This is a genomic window from Pontiella agarivorans (genome assembly GCF_034531395.1).
GTDB classification, from domain to species: domain Bacteria; phylum Verrucomicrobiota; class Kiritimatiellia; order Kiritimatiellales; family Pontiellaceae; genus Pontiella; species Pontiella agarivorans.
Genome location: NZ_JARVCO010000010.1, coordinates 651,918 through 668,074 on the forward strand (window position 1 = coordinate 651,918; position 16,157 = coordinate 668,074).

General features: G+C 56.4%; 12 protein-coding genes. 6 read left to right on the forward strand and 6 right to left on the reverse strand.

Annotated elements, in window-relative coordinates:
- Positions 1–25 precede the first annotated feature (25 nt).
- The 6 genes from P9H32_RS10300 to P9H32_RS10325 all read right to left on the reverse strand — a co-directional run bounded on the left by P9H32_RS10300 (position 26) and on the right by P9H32_RS10325 (position 8,469).
- Entirely contained in the window at positions 26–3,715 is a 3,690-nt protein-coding gene (locus P9H32_RS10300; protein ID WP_322608812.1) for an efflux RND transporter permease subunit, read from the reverse strand.
- Positions 3,705–5,519 carry an efflux RND transporter periplasmic adaptor subunit gene (locus P9H32_RS10305; protein WP_322608813.1) on the reverse strand — a complete coding sequence of 605 codons (1,815 nt, stop codon included), beginning with the start codon at positions 5,517–5,519 and terminating at the stop codon, positions 3,705–3,707. The genes P9H32_RS10300 and P9H32_RS10305 overlap by 11 nt, the downstream gene beginning before the upstream one ends.
- Positions 5,506–6,786 (reverse strand): TolC family protein, encoded by a 1,281-nt coding sequence (locus P9H32_RS10310; RefSeq protein WP_322608814.1) that lies wholly within the window; start codon positions 6,784–6,786, stop codon positions 5,506–5,508. Before P9H32_RS10310 ends, P9H32_RS10305 begins: the two co-directional genes overlap by 14 nt.
- Before the next feature lie 59 nt (positions 6,787–6,845).
- On the reverse strand, positions 6,846–7,322 hold the full coding sequence (locus tag P9H32_RS10315) for a hypothetical protein (protein ID WP_322608815.1): 477 nt from the start codon (positions 7,320–7,322) through the stop codon (positions 6,846–6,848).
- A gap of 14 nt (positions 7,323–7,336) precedes the next feature.
- On the reverse strand, positions 7,337–7,624 hold the full coding sequence (locus P9H32_RS10320; RefSeq protein ID WP_322608816.1) for a metal-sensitive transcriptional regulator: 288 nt from the start codon (positions 7,622–7,624) through the stop codon (positions 7,337–7,339).
- Between the two features lie 467 nt (positions 7,625–8,091).
- On the reverse strand, positions 8,092–8,469 hold the full coding sequence (locus P9H32_RS10325) for a DUF4130 domain-containing protein (protein WP_322608817.1): 378 nt from the start codon (positions 8,467–8,469) through the stop codon (positions 8,092–8,094).
- A gap of 382 nt (positions 8,470–8,851) precedes the next feature.
- Here P9H32_RS10325 and P9H32_RS10330 point away from each other — a divergent pair, with 382 nt between their 5' ends.
- The 6 genes from P9H32_RS10330 to P9H32_RS10355 all read left to right on the forward strand — a co-directional run bounded on the left by P9H32_RS10330 (position 8,852) and on the right by P9H32_RS10355 (position 15,863).
- Positions 8,852–10,522: a hypothetical protein gene (locus P9H32_RS10330; RefSeq protein WP_322608818.1), complete on the forward strand. Its 1,671-nt coding sequence runs from the start codon at positions 8,852–8,854 to the stop codon at positions 10,520–10,522.
- 447 nt (positions 10,523–10,969) lie between these two features.
- Positions 10,970–11,932: a tryptophan--tRNA ligase gene (gene trpS / locus P9H32_RS10335; protein WP_322608819.1), complete on the forward strand. Its 963-nt coding sequence runs from the start codon at positions 10,970–10,972 to the stop codon at positions 11,930–11,932.
- Positions 11,933–12,066: 134 nt separating this feature from the next.
- Positions 12,067–12,951, forward strand: coding sequence for a segregation and condensation protein A (locus P9H32_RS10340; protein ID WP_322608820.1), 885 nt, complete (start codon positions 12,067–12,069; stop codon positions 12,949–12,951).
- A gap of 11 nt (positions 12,952–12,962) precedes the next feature.
- Entirely contained in the window at positions 12,963–13,709 is a 747-nt protein-coding gene (gene scpB / locus P9H32_RS10345) for an SMC-Scp complex subunit ScpB (protein WP_322608821.1), read from the forward strand.
- Positions 13,699–14,763 (forward strand): prephenate dehydratase, encoded by a 1,065-nt coding sequence (gene pheA / locus P9H32_RS10350; protein WP_322608822.1) that lies wholly within the window; start codon positions 13,699–13,701, stop codon positions 14,761–14,763. Before scpB ends, pheA begins: the two co-directional genes overlap by 11 nt.
- 8 nt (positions 14,764–14,771) lie before the next feature.
- Entirely contained in the window at positions 14,772–15,863 is a 1,092-nt protein-coding gene (locus P9H32_RS10355) for a M20/M25/M40 family metallo-hydrolase (protein WP_322609312.1), read from the forward strand.
- The last annotated feature ends 294 nt before the right edge of the window (positions 15,864–16,157 follow it).

The window sequence follows — 16,157 nt, forward strand, 5'->3', positions numbered from 1 at the left end:
TAGCAGTAATGCTGATCGTGACGATTCATTTTCCCCTGGCGGAAAATGTGCCGTCCCGTCCTATTTCTGATTCCTGGCGCCAGCAGTAGAGCACGGGTACGACGAGCATGGTGACGATTTCGATGAGCATGCCGCCGAAAGAGGGGATGGCCATGGGGACCATGATGTCGGAACCGCGGCCGGTGGAGGTGAGGACCGGCAGCAGGGCGAGGATGGTGGTGGCGGTGGTCATCAGGCAGGCGCGCACGCGGCGGTTTCCGGCCTGAAGAACCAGTGCGCGGACTTCGTCTTTTGTGGTCGGGGTGTTTTCGCGGAAGGTCTGCGTGAGATAGGTGCCCATCACGACGCCGTCGTCGGTCGCAATGCCGAACAGCGCCAGGAATCCGACCCAGACGGCCACGCTCATATTGATGACGTGCACCTGAAACAGGTCGCGCATCTCAGTGCCGAACAGGCTGAAGTCGAGAAACCACAGCTGGCCGTAGAGCCAGATCAGAATGAAGCCCCCGGACCACGCAATAAAGACGCCGGTGAAAATGAGGAAGGTGGTATACGCCGATTTAAACTGAAAGTAGATCAGCATGAAGATGGCGAAGAGCGCGATCGGCAGCACCATCGAAAGGGTTCTGGATGCCCGCAGCTGGTTTTCGTAGGAGCCGGCAAAACGATAGCTTACGCCGCGCGGTAAACTGAATTCGCCGCTGTCGATTTTACGCTGCAGGTAGGCCTGGGCCTGCTCCACCACATCGACTTCCGCGTGCCCCGGCTTTTTGTCGAAAACGACGTAGCCGACGAGGAAGGTATCCTCGCTCTTGATGTTCTGCGGGCCGCGTACATAGTTGATTTCGGCCAGCTGAGTGATGGGGATCTGCTGTCCTTTCATTCCGGGAATCAGCACCTGTTCAAGCGCTTCGATATTATCGCGCAGCTCCCGCTGATAGCGGACCCGGACGGGAAAGCGCTCGCGGCCCTCGACGGTGCCGGTCACCTTTTTGCCGCCAATGGCGATTTCGATAATGTTCTGGAACTTGCGTATCGGAATGCCGTAGCGGGCGAGTGCCTCGCGGTCGGGGACGATTTCGAGGTAGGGCTTGCCGACGATGCGGTCGGCAATGACCGCCGCCGGTTCCACGGACGGCACCTCTTTGAGGTAGCGCTCAATCTCGAGGCCCACCCGCTCGATGGTTTCGAGGTCCGGGCCCTGCACCTTCACGCCCATGGGCGCGCGCATGCCGCTTTGCAGCATTACGATGCGCGCGGCGATCGGCTGCAGCCTGGGCGCGGAGGTGGTGCCGGGAATTTTTCCGGCCTTTACAATCTCATCCCAGATGTCGTCAGGCGACCGGATATGGTCGCGCCATTGGCGGTAGGGCCGGCCGCGTTCATCCTCAATCAGCTGGCCTTGGGTATCCCGGACAAATTCTCCGTCTTCATATCTGAAGTTGAGGCGCTTTCCGTTGGGGTCGATTCGGAACTCCGGCTTGTAGTTGATCACCGTCTCGATCATGGAGATCGGCGCGGGATCCAGCGAGGTTTCGGCGCGCCCCAGCTTGCCGACGGCGGAAGCGATTTCCGGGATCGACTCAAAGGCCATATCCTGCTTTTGCAGAATATCCAGCGCTTCGCCGATGGAGGCGTGCGTCATGGTGGTCGGCATCCAAAGGAAGGAGCCTTCGTCGAGGGTCGGCATGAACTCTTTTCCAAACCCTGGAAACGCGTGGGCGACCTTCTGAACCGGCGGCGTTTTCTCTATAAAGTCGGGCAGCCAGCCGAAGGTTTTACTGAATCCAAGCCAGCTGGTTGTTCCGAGAATCAGGAGTGCCAGCGGAAGCGCGAGGAAGGCGGATTTATGGTTCAGGCACCAGCGCAGGATCGGGGCGTAAAAGTGTTGGAACACCCGGAAGAAAAGGAGCAGGCCGCCGATCAGCAGGGTCACGAAAACCAGATTGCGCAGTGTGCCCGCTTGCGGTCCGAGCGGTTCCCATTCGATCGTCAGCCAGCAGCCCACCAGCAAAACGGTGAAGATGATCGGGAAGTATTTTTTCAGGATGCCTCGGATGGAACGCCGGCCGGTCTTCGGCGCCGCGCCCGGCGAACGCGCCCGGCCGAACAGGGTATGCGCCAGTACGGGCAGGACGGTGAGTGCCAGAATGATCGAGGCGACCAGAGCCACCGTTTTGGTGAAGGCGAGCGGTTTGAACAGTTTGCCTTCGGCCCCGATCATGGTGAAGACGGGCAGGAAGCTGATGACGGTCGTCAGCACGGCGGTCAGTACGGCGCCTCCGACTTCCGAGGCCGCCCGGTGCACCACGTCGATGCGCGGTTCTTCGGGGTCGGCCCGGTCGAGGTGCCGGATGATATTTTCACAGATGACAATGCCCATATCGACGATGGTGCCGATGGCAATGGCGATGCCGGAGAGGGCGACAATGTTGGCCTGTACGTTGAAGAGTTTCATGCCGATGAAACAGAGCAGCACGGTCAGCGGCAGCATGGTGCTGATGGCCAGCCCGGAGCGCAGATGCATGACCATGATCAGCACGACGATGATGGTGATGAGGATCTGCTGAACGATGGCTTCGTTCAGGGTGCCCAGCGTTTCATAAATCAGGCCGGTGCGGTCGTAGAACGGGATGACGGTCAGCTGGCTGACGGTGCCATCGGCCAGCGTCTTTTTCGGAAGGCTCTGCGCGGTGGCGGCAATCTTTTCTTTTACGTTCCGGATCACGCGGAGCGGGTTGTCGCCATAGCGCGCGACCACCACGCCGCCGACCGCCGGGGCGCCGCCTTTATCGAGCGCGCCGCGCCGCTGCGCCGGGCCGAGGGTGACGTCGGCGACATGTTTGATCAGCACGGGAACACCGTCGGCGTTGACTTTGATGACGCTGTTTTCGATGTCTTCCAATGATTGGATAAATCCGACGCCGCGGATGAAATATTCGACGCGGTTGACTTCCAGGTTTTTCGCGCCGACATCGAGGTTGGCGCCCTGTACGGCTTGGTAAACCTCATCCACACTCACGCCGAAGGCGCGCATGGCATCGGGATCGACATCGACCTGGTATTCGCGCACAAAGCCGCCGACGGAGGCCACTTCGGCGACGCCGTCGGCGGAAAGGAGCCAGTAGCGGGCATACCAATCCTGCGTGGTGCGCAGCTCTTCGGGATCCCATCCGCCGGTCGGGTTTCCGTCGGGGTCGAGGCCTTCGAGCGTGTACCAGTAGACCTGTCCGAGCGCGGTGGCATCCGGCCCCAGCGTCGGCTGCACGCCGTCGGGCAGGGTGCCGGCCGGCAGGCTGTTGAGTTTTTCCAGCACACGGGTGCGCGACCAGTAAAATTCCACATCCTCCTTGAAGATGATGTAGATCGAGGAAAAGCCGAACATGGAGTAGGAGCGGATGGTTTTAACGCCGGGAATACCGAGCAGCTGAACCATCAGCGGATAGCCGATCTGGTCTTCGACATCCTGCGGCGAGCGGCCCATCCATTCGGTGAAAACAATCTGCTGGTTTTCGCCGATGTCCGGAATCGCGTCAACGGCGACCGGGTAACGCTGCAGGTCGCCGATTTTCCAATCGAACGGCGCCGTCAGCAGACCGCCGAAAATGACGGCCGCGGTGAACAGCGCGACGATGAGCCTGTTCTCCAGACAGAAGCGGATCAGCCGGCCGACCGCTGAACGTTGTTCAACCGTCTGTGCGGGGTCAGTGTGCATGGGCATGCTCCGCTTTTTCCGGTTCAATGCCTTCGGCGCGCATCTGCTTCAGGTATTGGTCGGGATTTTCTTTGAAGGTGCTGTCGCAGCCGGGGCAGCAGAAATAGATCCGCATGCCGTCGTGGTCGATGTAGACGTCTTTGTTGATGGGATTACCCATGACGGGGCAGAGGGTTTGAGGCTGTGGCACCTTTTCAGGTTCAATGCCTTCGGCGCGCATTTTTGCGATATATTTTTCCGGGTCGGCTTTGAACTCGCCGTCGCACCCGGCACAGCAGAAATAGATGCGCATGCCGTTGTAATCGACATAGACGTCTTTGTTGATTTCGCCGCCCATGACCGGGCAGCGGGTTTGCGGTTTTAGCGTTCCGCTTTCGGTTTCCGACTCCTCGCTCTCCGAAGACATCATGCTCGGTTTGGCGCGGATCTGCAGCTCGGCATCGAGCTTGAAGGCGCCGCGGGTGACGACGTGCTCGCCTTCGTCGAGGCCGCTTTCGATGGCGTAAAAGTCGCCGAAGCGTCCGCCCAGCACGACCACGCGACCTTCGTAGGTCGGTTTTTCCTGATCAGGAATCTCGACGTAGACGACGGCGCGTTTGCCGGTTTTCAGCGCGGCGGAGACAGGAATCAGCAGTGGGGCGTTGGATTCGTTTTCGGAAACATAGCCCAGCGATTCCGCCGTCACGAGCGGCATACCGCAGACGTCGCAGGGGCCGGGCTCGTCCTTGATCACTTCCGGGTGCATCGGGCTGATCCATTTGCCGGCCAGTCCGGGATTCATGATTCTTCCATCCTGCGCGACTCTGGGGCGGGCGACGGCCCGAACGAACATGCCGGGCTTGAGCGTTCCGTCCGCATTTTCGACAATCACACGAACTTTGGCGGTGCGCGTGGCGGCGTTGATGATCGGATCGATGAAGGAGATGGTGCCTTTGAACGCGCGCCCCGGATAGGCTTCGGTTGTGAACTCCACCGAACCGCCGTAGCGCAGGCCGCTGAGGTCGGACTCATAGGCATCGAGCAGGATCCAGACTCTGGAAAGGTCGGCGATGGTATAGATCGGGGTGCCGGTTTTCACGTACATGCCCTCCGTCGCGTTCTTATGAATCACAATGCCGGCGGCCGGCGAATAGAGAGTCATATGATCGCTGGGGGTTCCGCGCACTTCTGTTTCGGCAATCTGCCCGGAGGTGAAGCCCCAAAGGCGCAGCTTTTCGCGCGCGGCAACCACCGTCTGTTCCGCGGTTTCGAGCAACAGGGAGCTTCGGCTGTTTTTGAGTTTTTCCAAGGTCTGGAGCGCCTGAATCAGTTCCTCCTGCGCGGTTAGCAGTTCGGGGCTGTAGAGCTCGGCGAGGTGCTCGCCTTTTTTGACGGGGATGCCGGTGTAGTCGACAAACAGCCGGTCGAGGCGGCCGGCGACCCACGCTGAGATGGTCGATACCCGGGTTTCATCATAATCGACCTTGCCGACCATGCGGATTTCGGCTTCCGCAAAGCGGCGCTGAACCTCCGCGGTTTCCAGTTCCATCAGTTTGGCGGCATAGGGGCTGACGCTGATTTCACGCTCGCCGCCGCCGTCATCATCGGCTTCCAGCGGAATCAGGTCCATAAAACAGATCGGACATTTTCCAAAGGCTGGAAGCTGGATCTGAGGATGCATGGAGCAGGTCCATATCTCCGGGGCGGTTTCGGCTGAATGGGCGTCTTCTTCGTGATGATCGTCGGAGGAGACCAAGCACCCGCGCAGGATGAAGCCCGCAAAGAGCGCGATGATCATGAACAGGATGGGCTTAGTACGTTTCATGGTTTGCTCCGTGAAGTAAATCCAGGCCGGTCAGCCGGCTGAGGTCGGCGCGGTGTTTGAGGTGGTCGGCCAGCGCGCGTTCATAGGCGAGCTGGAATTCGAGCAGGATGCGTTCGGCATCCATCAGGTTGATGAATTCCATCTGTCCGGCTTCATAGGCAGTGCGGTTGACCTCGAGCGATTGCTCGGCCTTGGGAATCAGGCTCTCCGCGTAGAGATTGATTTTACGGTCGGCGTCGCGCAGGTTGTAGAGCGTCCGCTTGATGTCGGCTTCCAGCGTTCGTTCGCGATTTTGCAGGGTAAGTTCCGCGGCGGTGCGCTGATAGTTTGCGGCTGCGACGCGGGCGCTGTTTTTTCCGGCCCAAAGCGGGATGTTGATGCCGATGGTTCCCATGATTGGATCTTTTCCATTATCCGAAACGGGGGTGCCGGCATCATCGGTCTGGATATACTGGACGCCGAGCGTGAAGTCGGGCAGGCGTTCGCGTCGGGCCAGGGCAACCTGATGAACGCCCCGCTCCACATTCCGCGCCAGGGCGGCCAGCGACGGGCTGGTATGATTCAGGTTTTCAAGCAGCGCTTCTTCGTCGGGGGCGATCCGGACGTAGGGGATTTCCGCCGGCCATGGCAGCGGCGCATCGGCCGGCCGATTGAGCGCGGCGTTAAGGCGGGCGACCTGCGGTTGGCGCAAATCGTTCAGGGATGAGAGGCGGTCTTCGAGGCGGCCGAGCTCAACCTGCGCCTGAAGGATCGGTGCCATGGGCGAGCCGGATTTGTAGCGGGTGCGGGCAACCTTTTCCAGATCGCGGATGAGCCGGATGCGGTCCTGTGTGATATCGATGCTGCGCTTCAGGTAATAGAGTTCGGCATAGGCCTGCGTGATCGCAAAATCGAGGTTGAGTTTTTCCTGCTTATAGTTTTCCCCGTAGGCGGCGGCCAGCGCGGTGGCGGCGGCCTTTTTGGCGGCGCGTTTTCCAAAGCCCGGAAAGGTCTGGGCCAGCCGGAACTGGTGATTCTGCGGCCCGACCCGGGTTTCGACCGATTCAAAATAATAGCCGTAGGTGAAGGCGGGGTCGGGCAGCGCCTTCTGAACGGCAATGTTTTCTTCATAGCCCTTCCAGCGATAAAAGGCGGCCTGGAGCTGCGGATTATTTTCCGCTCCGGCTTCCAGCGCCGCCTGCAGCGTGAGGTGGGTTCCGAACGGATCGGCATAACTGCTCAGCAGGGCGGCGGTGAAGAACGCTGGAATCAGTAATCGTTTTTTCATGGCGGGCCCTCCGGCCGGGGGTGTTCCCCCCCGTTCTGTACTCCTGGTGCTGCTTCAGTTTATGCATCCGGCTGCGGGGCTGGTGCGGGGGTAATGCCGTCGGCCTCGAGCTTATGGATGTAGGTGTCGGGATCGGCTTTTATCTTTCCGATGCAGCCGGGGCAGCAGACGTAAATGCGTTTGCCCTTCACGTCGACATATTGCGCCTTATTGATTTTGCCGCCCATCACGGGGCACAGCGTCTGGGTTTTGCCCGGGGCTTTTTCAAAGACAACGCCTTGGTCTGTCAGGCGCTTGATGTATTTGTCCGGATTGGCTTTGATCTGGTTGATGCAGCCTTTGCAGCAGGTGTAGATACGGAAGCCCTTTACATCAACATAAAGAGCGTGATTAATTTCGTATCGTTGCATTACAGGACAGTGGGTTTGTCCTTTTTTTTCTACCGGTTTTTCGTCCCCTGTTTTTTTTACGTCAACCGCCACAGCGGAGAAGGTGATGAGTAAGGTGCTGATGACGGTAAATATGCTGCTGTTCATGGCATGTTTCCTTTCTATTTTCCCATACGTTTAATAACGGTCATGATTTCCGCAAGTTTTTCGTCGATGTCGGACTCGTCTTTGGTTTCCAGCGCTGCGGCTACGCAGTGCTTGAGGTGTTTTTCGAGAATAATTTTACTGACCGACTGCAGGGCTGAACGTGCCGCTTGGATTTGGGTGATGATATCCACGCAATATTCATGGTCGTCGATCATTCGACTGACCGCGCGTACCTGTCCCTCAATACGGGCAAGCCGATATTTATTCTCTTCGTGGGTGGTTGGATGTCCCTTCATTTTCATACTCCTTAATTGATAGAATAGATACCCCCCATAGGTATAATGTTCAAATAAAACATGAACAAGGTGATCGTGGAATAGGTGAATATGGTTTGCGCGTTTAAGGCTGTGACGCTTTACCGAGGCGTCGAGGAGCGGTTTGCCAATAAAAGGTGCTTAGTTGAGTGATTAAGACGAACTAAATTATTTGGGCTATGAGTGCTTCCGATATGTAAACGTGTTCCGGCGCAAACTGCTTCGTAAGTGAGTGCAGTCTTCGGAAGTTGGAGGGGTACGCTCACTATTTGTCCCTTGAATCTGGCCGTTGTATTAAATGCAAAGCCAGTGTGAACATCGTGAAAATGAACCGCCTGAACCATCTCACGGCTTTTTTCTTCATCCTTCATTACGGGGGCAGATCGTGCAACCGGTTTAAAAACATGTCCGGGTGGGTCAGATGTTCCTCCATGAGGTATGCGGTATCCACCGTGTCAGACAGAGGATGATGCCGGAACAGCTGATGCGGAAAAAGAATACCGGCCTTTTTCATTCGACCTCCGGCAGCCATTGCCAATAGCGCAACGGCATGCAACGGGCCTGCTGTTTCGGGTTTCCCCGATCGTAACGCTTTTGAAAAAGGTCTTCCACAACTGCTGTACACCCTCTCCATCGTCGGCCACCGGATTGTTCTTCAGCAGACGTTCCGGCTCAAACGGGGCCCAATATAAACCATCCACCAGTTTCCGGCATCGCAGTAACCCTTTGAAGCGGTGAATTTCGCGTCCCGCATTGCGCGCCGCCTGATGCACCGCATGCTCCACCGTATCCGCGTGCAGCCGGTCCACCTGCCGGCCGAGCTTCAGGCCCATCCGCTAATACGCCAGCGGCTCGAGCCCCATTCCTCCAAGCGGCCCGTCCAGGCAATAGACCGGATTCCGCGCCGCGTCCGCCAAAATCGCCATTTTTTCTTCAATACCCATCCGCCCGAATCCTCGCCCCGCACACCATCAAAAGCACATCCGGTTGGCCAGCGAAATCAAGGAATCTTTGGGGCTGTCTCGGAAAGGCGAAACCATGATGGAGGCCCGGTTGTGTCAATGGCCGGGCATGACCCGGTGCCTCCGAGGGAAATCACCAGCCAGTGCCGGCTAAATGGTGGCTAAGAATATAATTAACCGCATGTTTGGTGCGCCCGTTATTGTCTTTACATAGAGGGCCCGGAGATTAAAAAAGAGCTGTGCGGAGAAGTTAATGACAACCTTGGAGGGCGATACCATGAAAGCCGAACCGGTAACCATCACTTCGCGAAACCCATTCGTTGGAATCAGCATGCTGATCCTCACCATTCTATCGGTCATTGGCCCGCCTTCACAGGCTGCCTTGACCTATTTCGGCTCAGTCACCGATCTCGATGGGAATCCCTGGCCCGGATCAGGACACGTGGCGGTCGGCTATGCTGCAGATGGATCTATGTATCTCGATGGATCAACCAGTATAGTCCTCTACGATACCTACATTGCGTATGGGGAAGGGGTTGACGGCAGTTTCGCCATGAGCGGCTCAGGTTGCTCTCTGGAGTTTACAGCTAACCTATTGGTGGGAAATGGTATCAATTCATCGGGACGCGTAACGTTTAGAAATGGTGCCCGGATGATACAGCCGACATATCAAAATCATCATATTATTCTGGGCCTCGGTGTCGGCTCATCCGGAGAAATGGTTTTGACCGGTTACGGGACGAAGATACGTCTTTCCGACAATCTCTATTGCGGGCATCTCACCGGAGCAAAAGGGTGGATGGAGGTTAAAGACGGTGCGGTCTGGGAGTCCGCCGGTATTCACATCGGCTATCAGGCGGACGCGGAAGGCGAGGTGGTCGTCAAAGGGTCGGGCAGCATTCTGAGGCAGTGGACTAACGGAAGGGCGGAAATTGGCCGATCCGGTCATGGATCGCTTATCGTCAAAGACGGTGCTTTGGCGGACCTGCGGGACCTGCGGGTTGCCGATGTTGAGAGCAGCTACGGGGAAGTGCTGGTGACTGGAGCGGGATCCCGGTTGGAGAATCATTATTCAGCAACTCAATTCGCAAGGGGGGCAAGCGGCGTGCCGGATCCGGAACCGGCAACGGCTATTATTCGTCTTGCGCGTGGCGGAGTTTTATATACCCACTCAGACCTGTATGTCGGCGGTACGGCCACCTCCTCGACAGGCACTTTGGTTTTCACCATCGGCAATAATGGAAGCGGTTCTATTGTACCGGGTCATGCCGAAGTGGACGGGGTGTTGAATCTTTATCTTTCGCATCTCCAGATGGAGGTCGACCCCGGGGTTGCCCTGACGCTGGGTCAACAGTTCACACTCATTGACTACCAAAGCTTTAACAGCAGTTATACGTTTGAGAATGTTTCAGAGGGCGGCGTGATTCTGACTCCGAATCACTATGCGTTCCGCATCAACTACGCCACGGACCTCGGATCCGGTGATCTGGCGATCACGGCCACCGTGGTTGCCCCCCCCGTCGCTGATGGCGACGGCGATGAGCTGCTCGACGCATGGGAAATTCTCTGCTTCGGTTCCACGAATAACCCGATTGGCGATCCTGACCTCGATCCGGACGGAGACGGCCGCAACAATATCTGCGAACACGTGGCGGGTACGGATCCCCTGGACCCCGAAGCGTACTGCTTTATCGGAATGAGCGATGTCCCTGCAAACACACCTTGGGAACTCTTCTACACCCCCTATGAAGCTGCGGTCACCTACGACATTGAGCGCGCCGCTGAACTTACGACGACCAATCCGGCTTCGCCGTGGAATCCCGTCATCCCCGTATCGAATACTGTGAGCGGGAGCGAGATTCTGTTTACCATTCCTGGCAGCAGCTCAGACAATGCTTTCTATCGGGTGCGCATCTCACGCTGAACGATTATTGAAAATGAGCCGCTGGACGTTTTTGCGTTCGAGTTGACACTTCACTCACGTCGATCGCCATTCAAGGTCTGAGTCCGAAGCCTGAATGTGAAATTGAGGAACTGAAGATCGAGTTGAATCAGCAGAAAGTCATGGTTCCGACACAGGCTGAAGGAGTTGCGCAATGAAAAAGGCACCAATCACTCTATCTGTGGCCGTCGCGACCTGCGCCCACGCTCAGTATGCCATCGACTAGCGGACGTTCGACGGCGGGGAGGGGGGCGTTGCGCGCAACGCGGCAGAAAGCCTGCATCTGCGGCTACGCCGGGGCCTTTGCATAGTCGCGTTGAATTCCGGTGCTGCGGGCATTTTCCTTTTCATTTATGGATTTGTATCAAAGGCGCGGAAGAGGTAAAAACACGGGTTCTGTTTTTTAGAGAATGATTTGGAGCAATTTAAATGAGAATTCTGACGGGCATTCAGCCTTCGGGCAAACTGCATATCGGCAATTATTTCGGGGCGATTAAACCGGCGACGGAACTGCAGGAGCAGGGTGACGCCTATATTTTTATCGCGAATTATCATGCGATGACGACGGTGCAGGACGGCCCGGCGCTGCGGGAAATGACGAAGGACGTGGCGCTGGATTATCTGGCGTGCGGAATCGATCCGGAAAAGACGGCGTTGTATCGGCAGAGCGATCTGCCGGAAGTGCATGAGCTGGCATGGCTGCTTTCGGTGGTCTGCCCGATGGGGCTGCTGGAGCGCTGCCACTCCTACAAGGACAAAATTGCGAAGGGCATCGCCGCGTCGCACGGATTATTCGCGTATCCCGTACTGATGGCGGCGGATATCCTGGCGGTGCAGTCGAATGTGGTTCCGGTGGGCAAGGATCAGAAACAGCACGTGGAGGTGACCCGGGATCTGGCGATTAAGTTCAATAACCAGTTTGGCGAGGTCTTCACGATTCCGGAGCCGGCGATTCGCGAAAATGTGGCGGTGGTGCCGGGGATTGACGGGCAGAAAATGTCGAAATCGTATGACAACACCATCGAAATTTTCGCCGAGGGCAAACCGCTGAAAAAGCGGGTCATGTCGATTGTCACCGACAGCAAAGAGCTGGAGGATCCGAAGGAGCCGGAAGGCGATAATGTGTTTGCGCTCTATAAACTGTTCGCTTCCGAAGAGGAACAGAATGATCTGGCGGAACGCTATCGCGCCGGCGGCCTGGGCTATGGTCATGCCAAGCTGGAACTGCTGGAAAAAATGAATGAACATTTCGGGCCGATCCGTGAAAAACGCCGGGAACTGGCGGCGAATATGGATTATGTGGAAGACGTGCTGAAGACCGGTGCGGAAAAGGCGCGCGTGCTTGCGTGTGCCACGCTGCAGAAAGCACGTCAGGCCGCCGGCCTGGAATAGGGAAGGGATTTTAGAATTTTAATTTTTAAATTTTGATTTGTGGAACTCAGGCGGCGTTGGCCTTTATTCAGGTAAGGCTGTCGCAGACCGACAAATCGGCAATCTAAAATCGACAATCTAAATTGAGTTCACAGATGGAATTAATCAAAGACGACTATAAGGTTCAGCTCGAGGTGTTCGAGGGACCGCTGGACCTGCTGCTGTACCTCATCAAAAAGGATGAGGTGGATATCTATGATATTCCGATCGGGCGCATTACGGATCAGTATATGGAATATCTGAAGCTGATGAAGGTGCTGGATCTGAATATTGCCGGCGACTTTATCGTGATGTCCGCGACGCTGATGCTGATCAAGAGCCGCATGCTGCTGCCGGTGGAGGAGCGGAAGGACGAGGCCGAAGAGGAAGAAGAGGATCCGCGCTGGGATCTTGTGCGCCAGCTGGTTGAATATAAAAAATTCAAGGATGCGGCGGATCACCTCGAGGATCTGGAACTGCACATGGAAAATGTCTTCGGCCGCGAGAGCGAGTATGTCGAGCTCGGGGACGCGCCGGATGTGGACCTGAAAGACGCGAGCATTTTCGATCTGATTTCGGCGCTGAATGAAGCGCTCGGACGGGTGCAGGAGGAGAATCTTCAGGAAATCTTTGCCGAGGAATATACCGTAAGCCAGAAGGTGAGCTTTATTGTTGAAAACCTGAAGGTAATTGATCGCCTATGTGTTTCGGATCTGTTCGGCGGGATGAAATCGCGGCAGGAAATTGTCTGCACATTTCTGGCGGTGCTGGAACTGATTAAGCTGAATAAGATTGCCTGTGTGCAGGACGACCACTTCAGTGATATTGTAGTGGAAGCGCGCGAGCCTGATCCGCCGCCGGTTTTGCCGCCGGAAGAGCCCGAGGAGCCGCACCCGGAATTTGATCTGGATGATGAAATGAAAGAAACAGGCGGTGAACCTGATGAAGATGGGTTCGGCGATGAAGATGAATTTGACGATGAAGAAGATGAAACGCTTTAGCGGAGAGTGACATGAGCGAAAGCACGGTAGATGTACTTCCTGAGTTGAAGCAGATTGTCGGCGCATTGCTGTTTGCGGCGAAGGAGCCGCTGACGGTGAAGCGGATGCGTAAAGCAATGATCGAAACCGGCAACGGATACGGCGGACCGTACGAGCAGTATGCCAAGGCGACAGACAAGCAGATCGAAGGCGCTGTTGAACAGTTAATGGAAGATCTGGAGAAAGCCAAGGTCGGGCTGGAAGTGGCGCTGGTTGCCGGGGCTTATCGCCTGCAGAATGATTCAGCGTGCGGCCCGTTTGTTCGGGCGCTGCTGGAAAAAAAACAGACGATGCGTCTTTCCAAGCCGGCGCTGGAAACGCTGGCGATTGTGGCCTACCGTCAGCCCTGCCTGCGGTCGGAAATCGAGGAGGTTCGCGGTGTTTCCGTGGATGCGGTGCTGCGCAAGCTGATTGATATGCAGCTGGTGCGCGTGGTGAAGCGTTCTGAGCTCCCGGGGCGTCCGTGGCTGTTCGGCACCACCCAGAAATTTCTCGAGCATTTCGGGATCAATGATATCAACGATCTGCCGGGTTCTCAGGAGCTGAAACGCTCCATGCCGGCTGAGGAAAAGAAAAAAGAGACGACAGAGGATCTTCCGGAGATCGAAAAACAGTTGAAAGAAAAATCGGATGCGGCGGATTCCGATGCTTCGATGGCGGCGCTGGATGAAGAGATTCAGGGTTCGGAAGATAACGGAGAGAAAAAAAGTGAATCTTGATGATTTAAGAAACCAGATCGACTCGCTCGATTCGGAAATCGTGAAGCTGCTCAATGAGCGCATTAACGTGGTGCTGAAGATCGGCGAGGAAAAGAAAAAAGAGGGTGCGGAGATTTATGTTCCGTCCCGCGAACGTGCGGTGTTCGATAAAATCAGATCTTTGAACGGAGGACCGCTTCCCGAGGAATCGGCCCACGCGATTTACCGTGAAATCATGTCGGCCGCGCTGGCGCTTGAAACCGATATGAAAATTGCCTATCTCGGACCGGAAGCCACGTTCACGCATCAGGCGGCGCGCAATAAATTCGGTGTCAGTGTGGATTATATTCCAACGAGCACCATTGCCGAAGTGTTTGATCGCGTGGCAAACCGTGCGGCGGATTACGGCGTGGTTCCGGTGGAAAACTCCACCGAGGGCGCTGTGACGCATACGTTCGATCAATTCGCAACGACTCCGCTCAAAATCTGTGCGGAGATTTATCTGCCGATTTCCCTGACGCTGCTTTCCCGGCACCGGAAAGATGAAATCTCCCTGATTTTCAGTAAGCAGGAAGCGTTCGGGCAATGCCGGGCCTGGCTGGCGGGGAATATGCCGAATGCCAAGCTTTCTCCGGTTGAGAGTACGACGAAAGCGGTGCAGCTGGCGCTGGAAACCCCCGGTGCGGCGGCGGTGGCCAGTGTGATGGCTTCGGATATGTATGACATCGAGGTGCTGGCGGAAAATATTCAGGACATGCAGGGTAATACCACCCGTTTCCTGATTATCGGCCAGGATTTCAGTGCGGCGACCGGCAACGACAAAACCTCCGTCATGTTCGGTGTGAAGCATAAGGTCGGCGCGTTGTACGATGCATTGTCGGTGTTTAAAGCCGACAACATCAACATGACCAAAATTGAGTCGCGCCCGAGTCGGAACAAAAACTGGGAATATTATTTCTTTGTGGATATTGACGGCCATGCCGACGATCCTGAAGTGAAACGTGCTCTCGAAGCTCTGCAGGAGCACTGCACGGTCATGACGGTGCTCGGTTCTTATCCTAAAGCGGAAATGTAAATGTGCCGATGTCTTTGAGTCCGTCAGATCTGAAATTGCTCAAGGATATGGTTTCGCTGCCGACGGCTCCTTTCTGTGAGCGGCATGTGCAGGCGTTTGTTCGCGATTGGGCGGCGGTGAACGGGATTGATTTTACGCAGGATGAGGTCGGCAATATTCTGCTGACGTACAAAGGCCGGGGCCGCGCACCGAAGTATCCGTGGGTGCTGCAGGCGCACATGGACCATCCGGGTTTTGAATTGATCAGTCGCCGGGGCCGCACGGTGCAGGCCTGGTTTCGCGGCAGTGTGCAGGAAGCTTATTTCCCTGCCGCGCGTATGCAGTTTTTTCCAGACATCGGAAAGCCGGTTGGCGGGACGGTGGAGACGGCGAAGCGGGATAAACAGGCGGGATTTCTGAAGTGTCGGATTAAACTCGATGACGTGGTTCCGCTGGCGCGGGGAACCTTGGGCATGTGGGAGCTTCCGGCGTGGAAAAAAAGAGGGAATCGATTGTCGCTGCGCGTGGTGGACGATCTGTGCGGCGTGGCTTCGATTCTGCTGACCCTGAAACGATTGAAGGATTCCGGAGCAAGCCGGAAGGTCTTCGGTTTGCTGACCCGCGCCGAAGAGGTGGGGTTTGTCGGTGCCATTTCGGCGGCCAAAAATGAGCTGATTGATATGCGGTTTCCAATCCTTGGAATCGAGGCGTCGAAAGCGCAGCCCAATGCCCGGATCGGGCAGGGGGCGATCGTCCGCGTGGGCGATGCTTCGACGGTTTTTGATCCGGAGCTGACGTCCAATGTCCGGAAAACGGCGCGGGCGTTACACCGTGCAGATCCGTCGCTGAGGTTTGCGGAATCGCTGATGCCGGGCGGCAGCTGCGAGTCGACGGGGCTGGCGTTGCTGGGGTATCGTACCTGTGCGGTCTGTCTGCCGCTGGGGAATTATCACAACATGGGTGAATCGAAGATAGAGGCGGAGAAGATCGACCTTCGTGATTTTGAATCGATGGTCGCTCTGCTGGAAGCGGTTTCTCAGACGAAGCCGGATGCTTCGAATACCGGCGAACTGAAGAAGCGGCTGCTGGAAAATCACCGAAAACGCGCACCTCTTCTTTAATGCCTGAAAATAGGGGATTGACAATTTCCAAACATTGGAACTAGGTTACGCACCGATATGAAAAACGAATTCAACAACCTGCTGCTAGGCCTGCTACTCACTGGGAATGATCCTGTGGAGGCGGTTTGCCTATAGTCTGTTGATTGAATCAACCACTTTTGAAAAACCTCTGCAGGGAAACCGGCAGAGGTTTTTTTGTGGATGTGTCGCAGGCTTCCTGCCTGCCATGGCCGGCCGGGCGCCGGCGATACGAGCATGAGTTTTGTACGGAATGAAATGGAATAGACGAGCGGG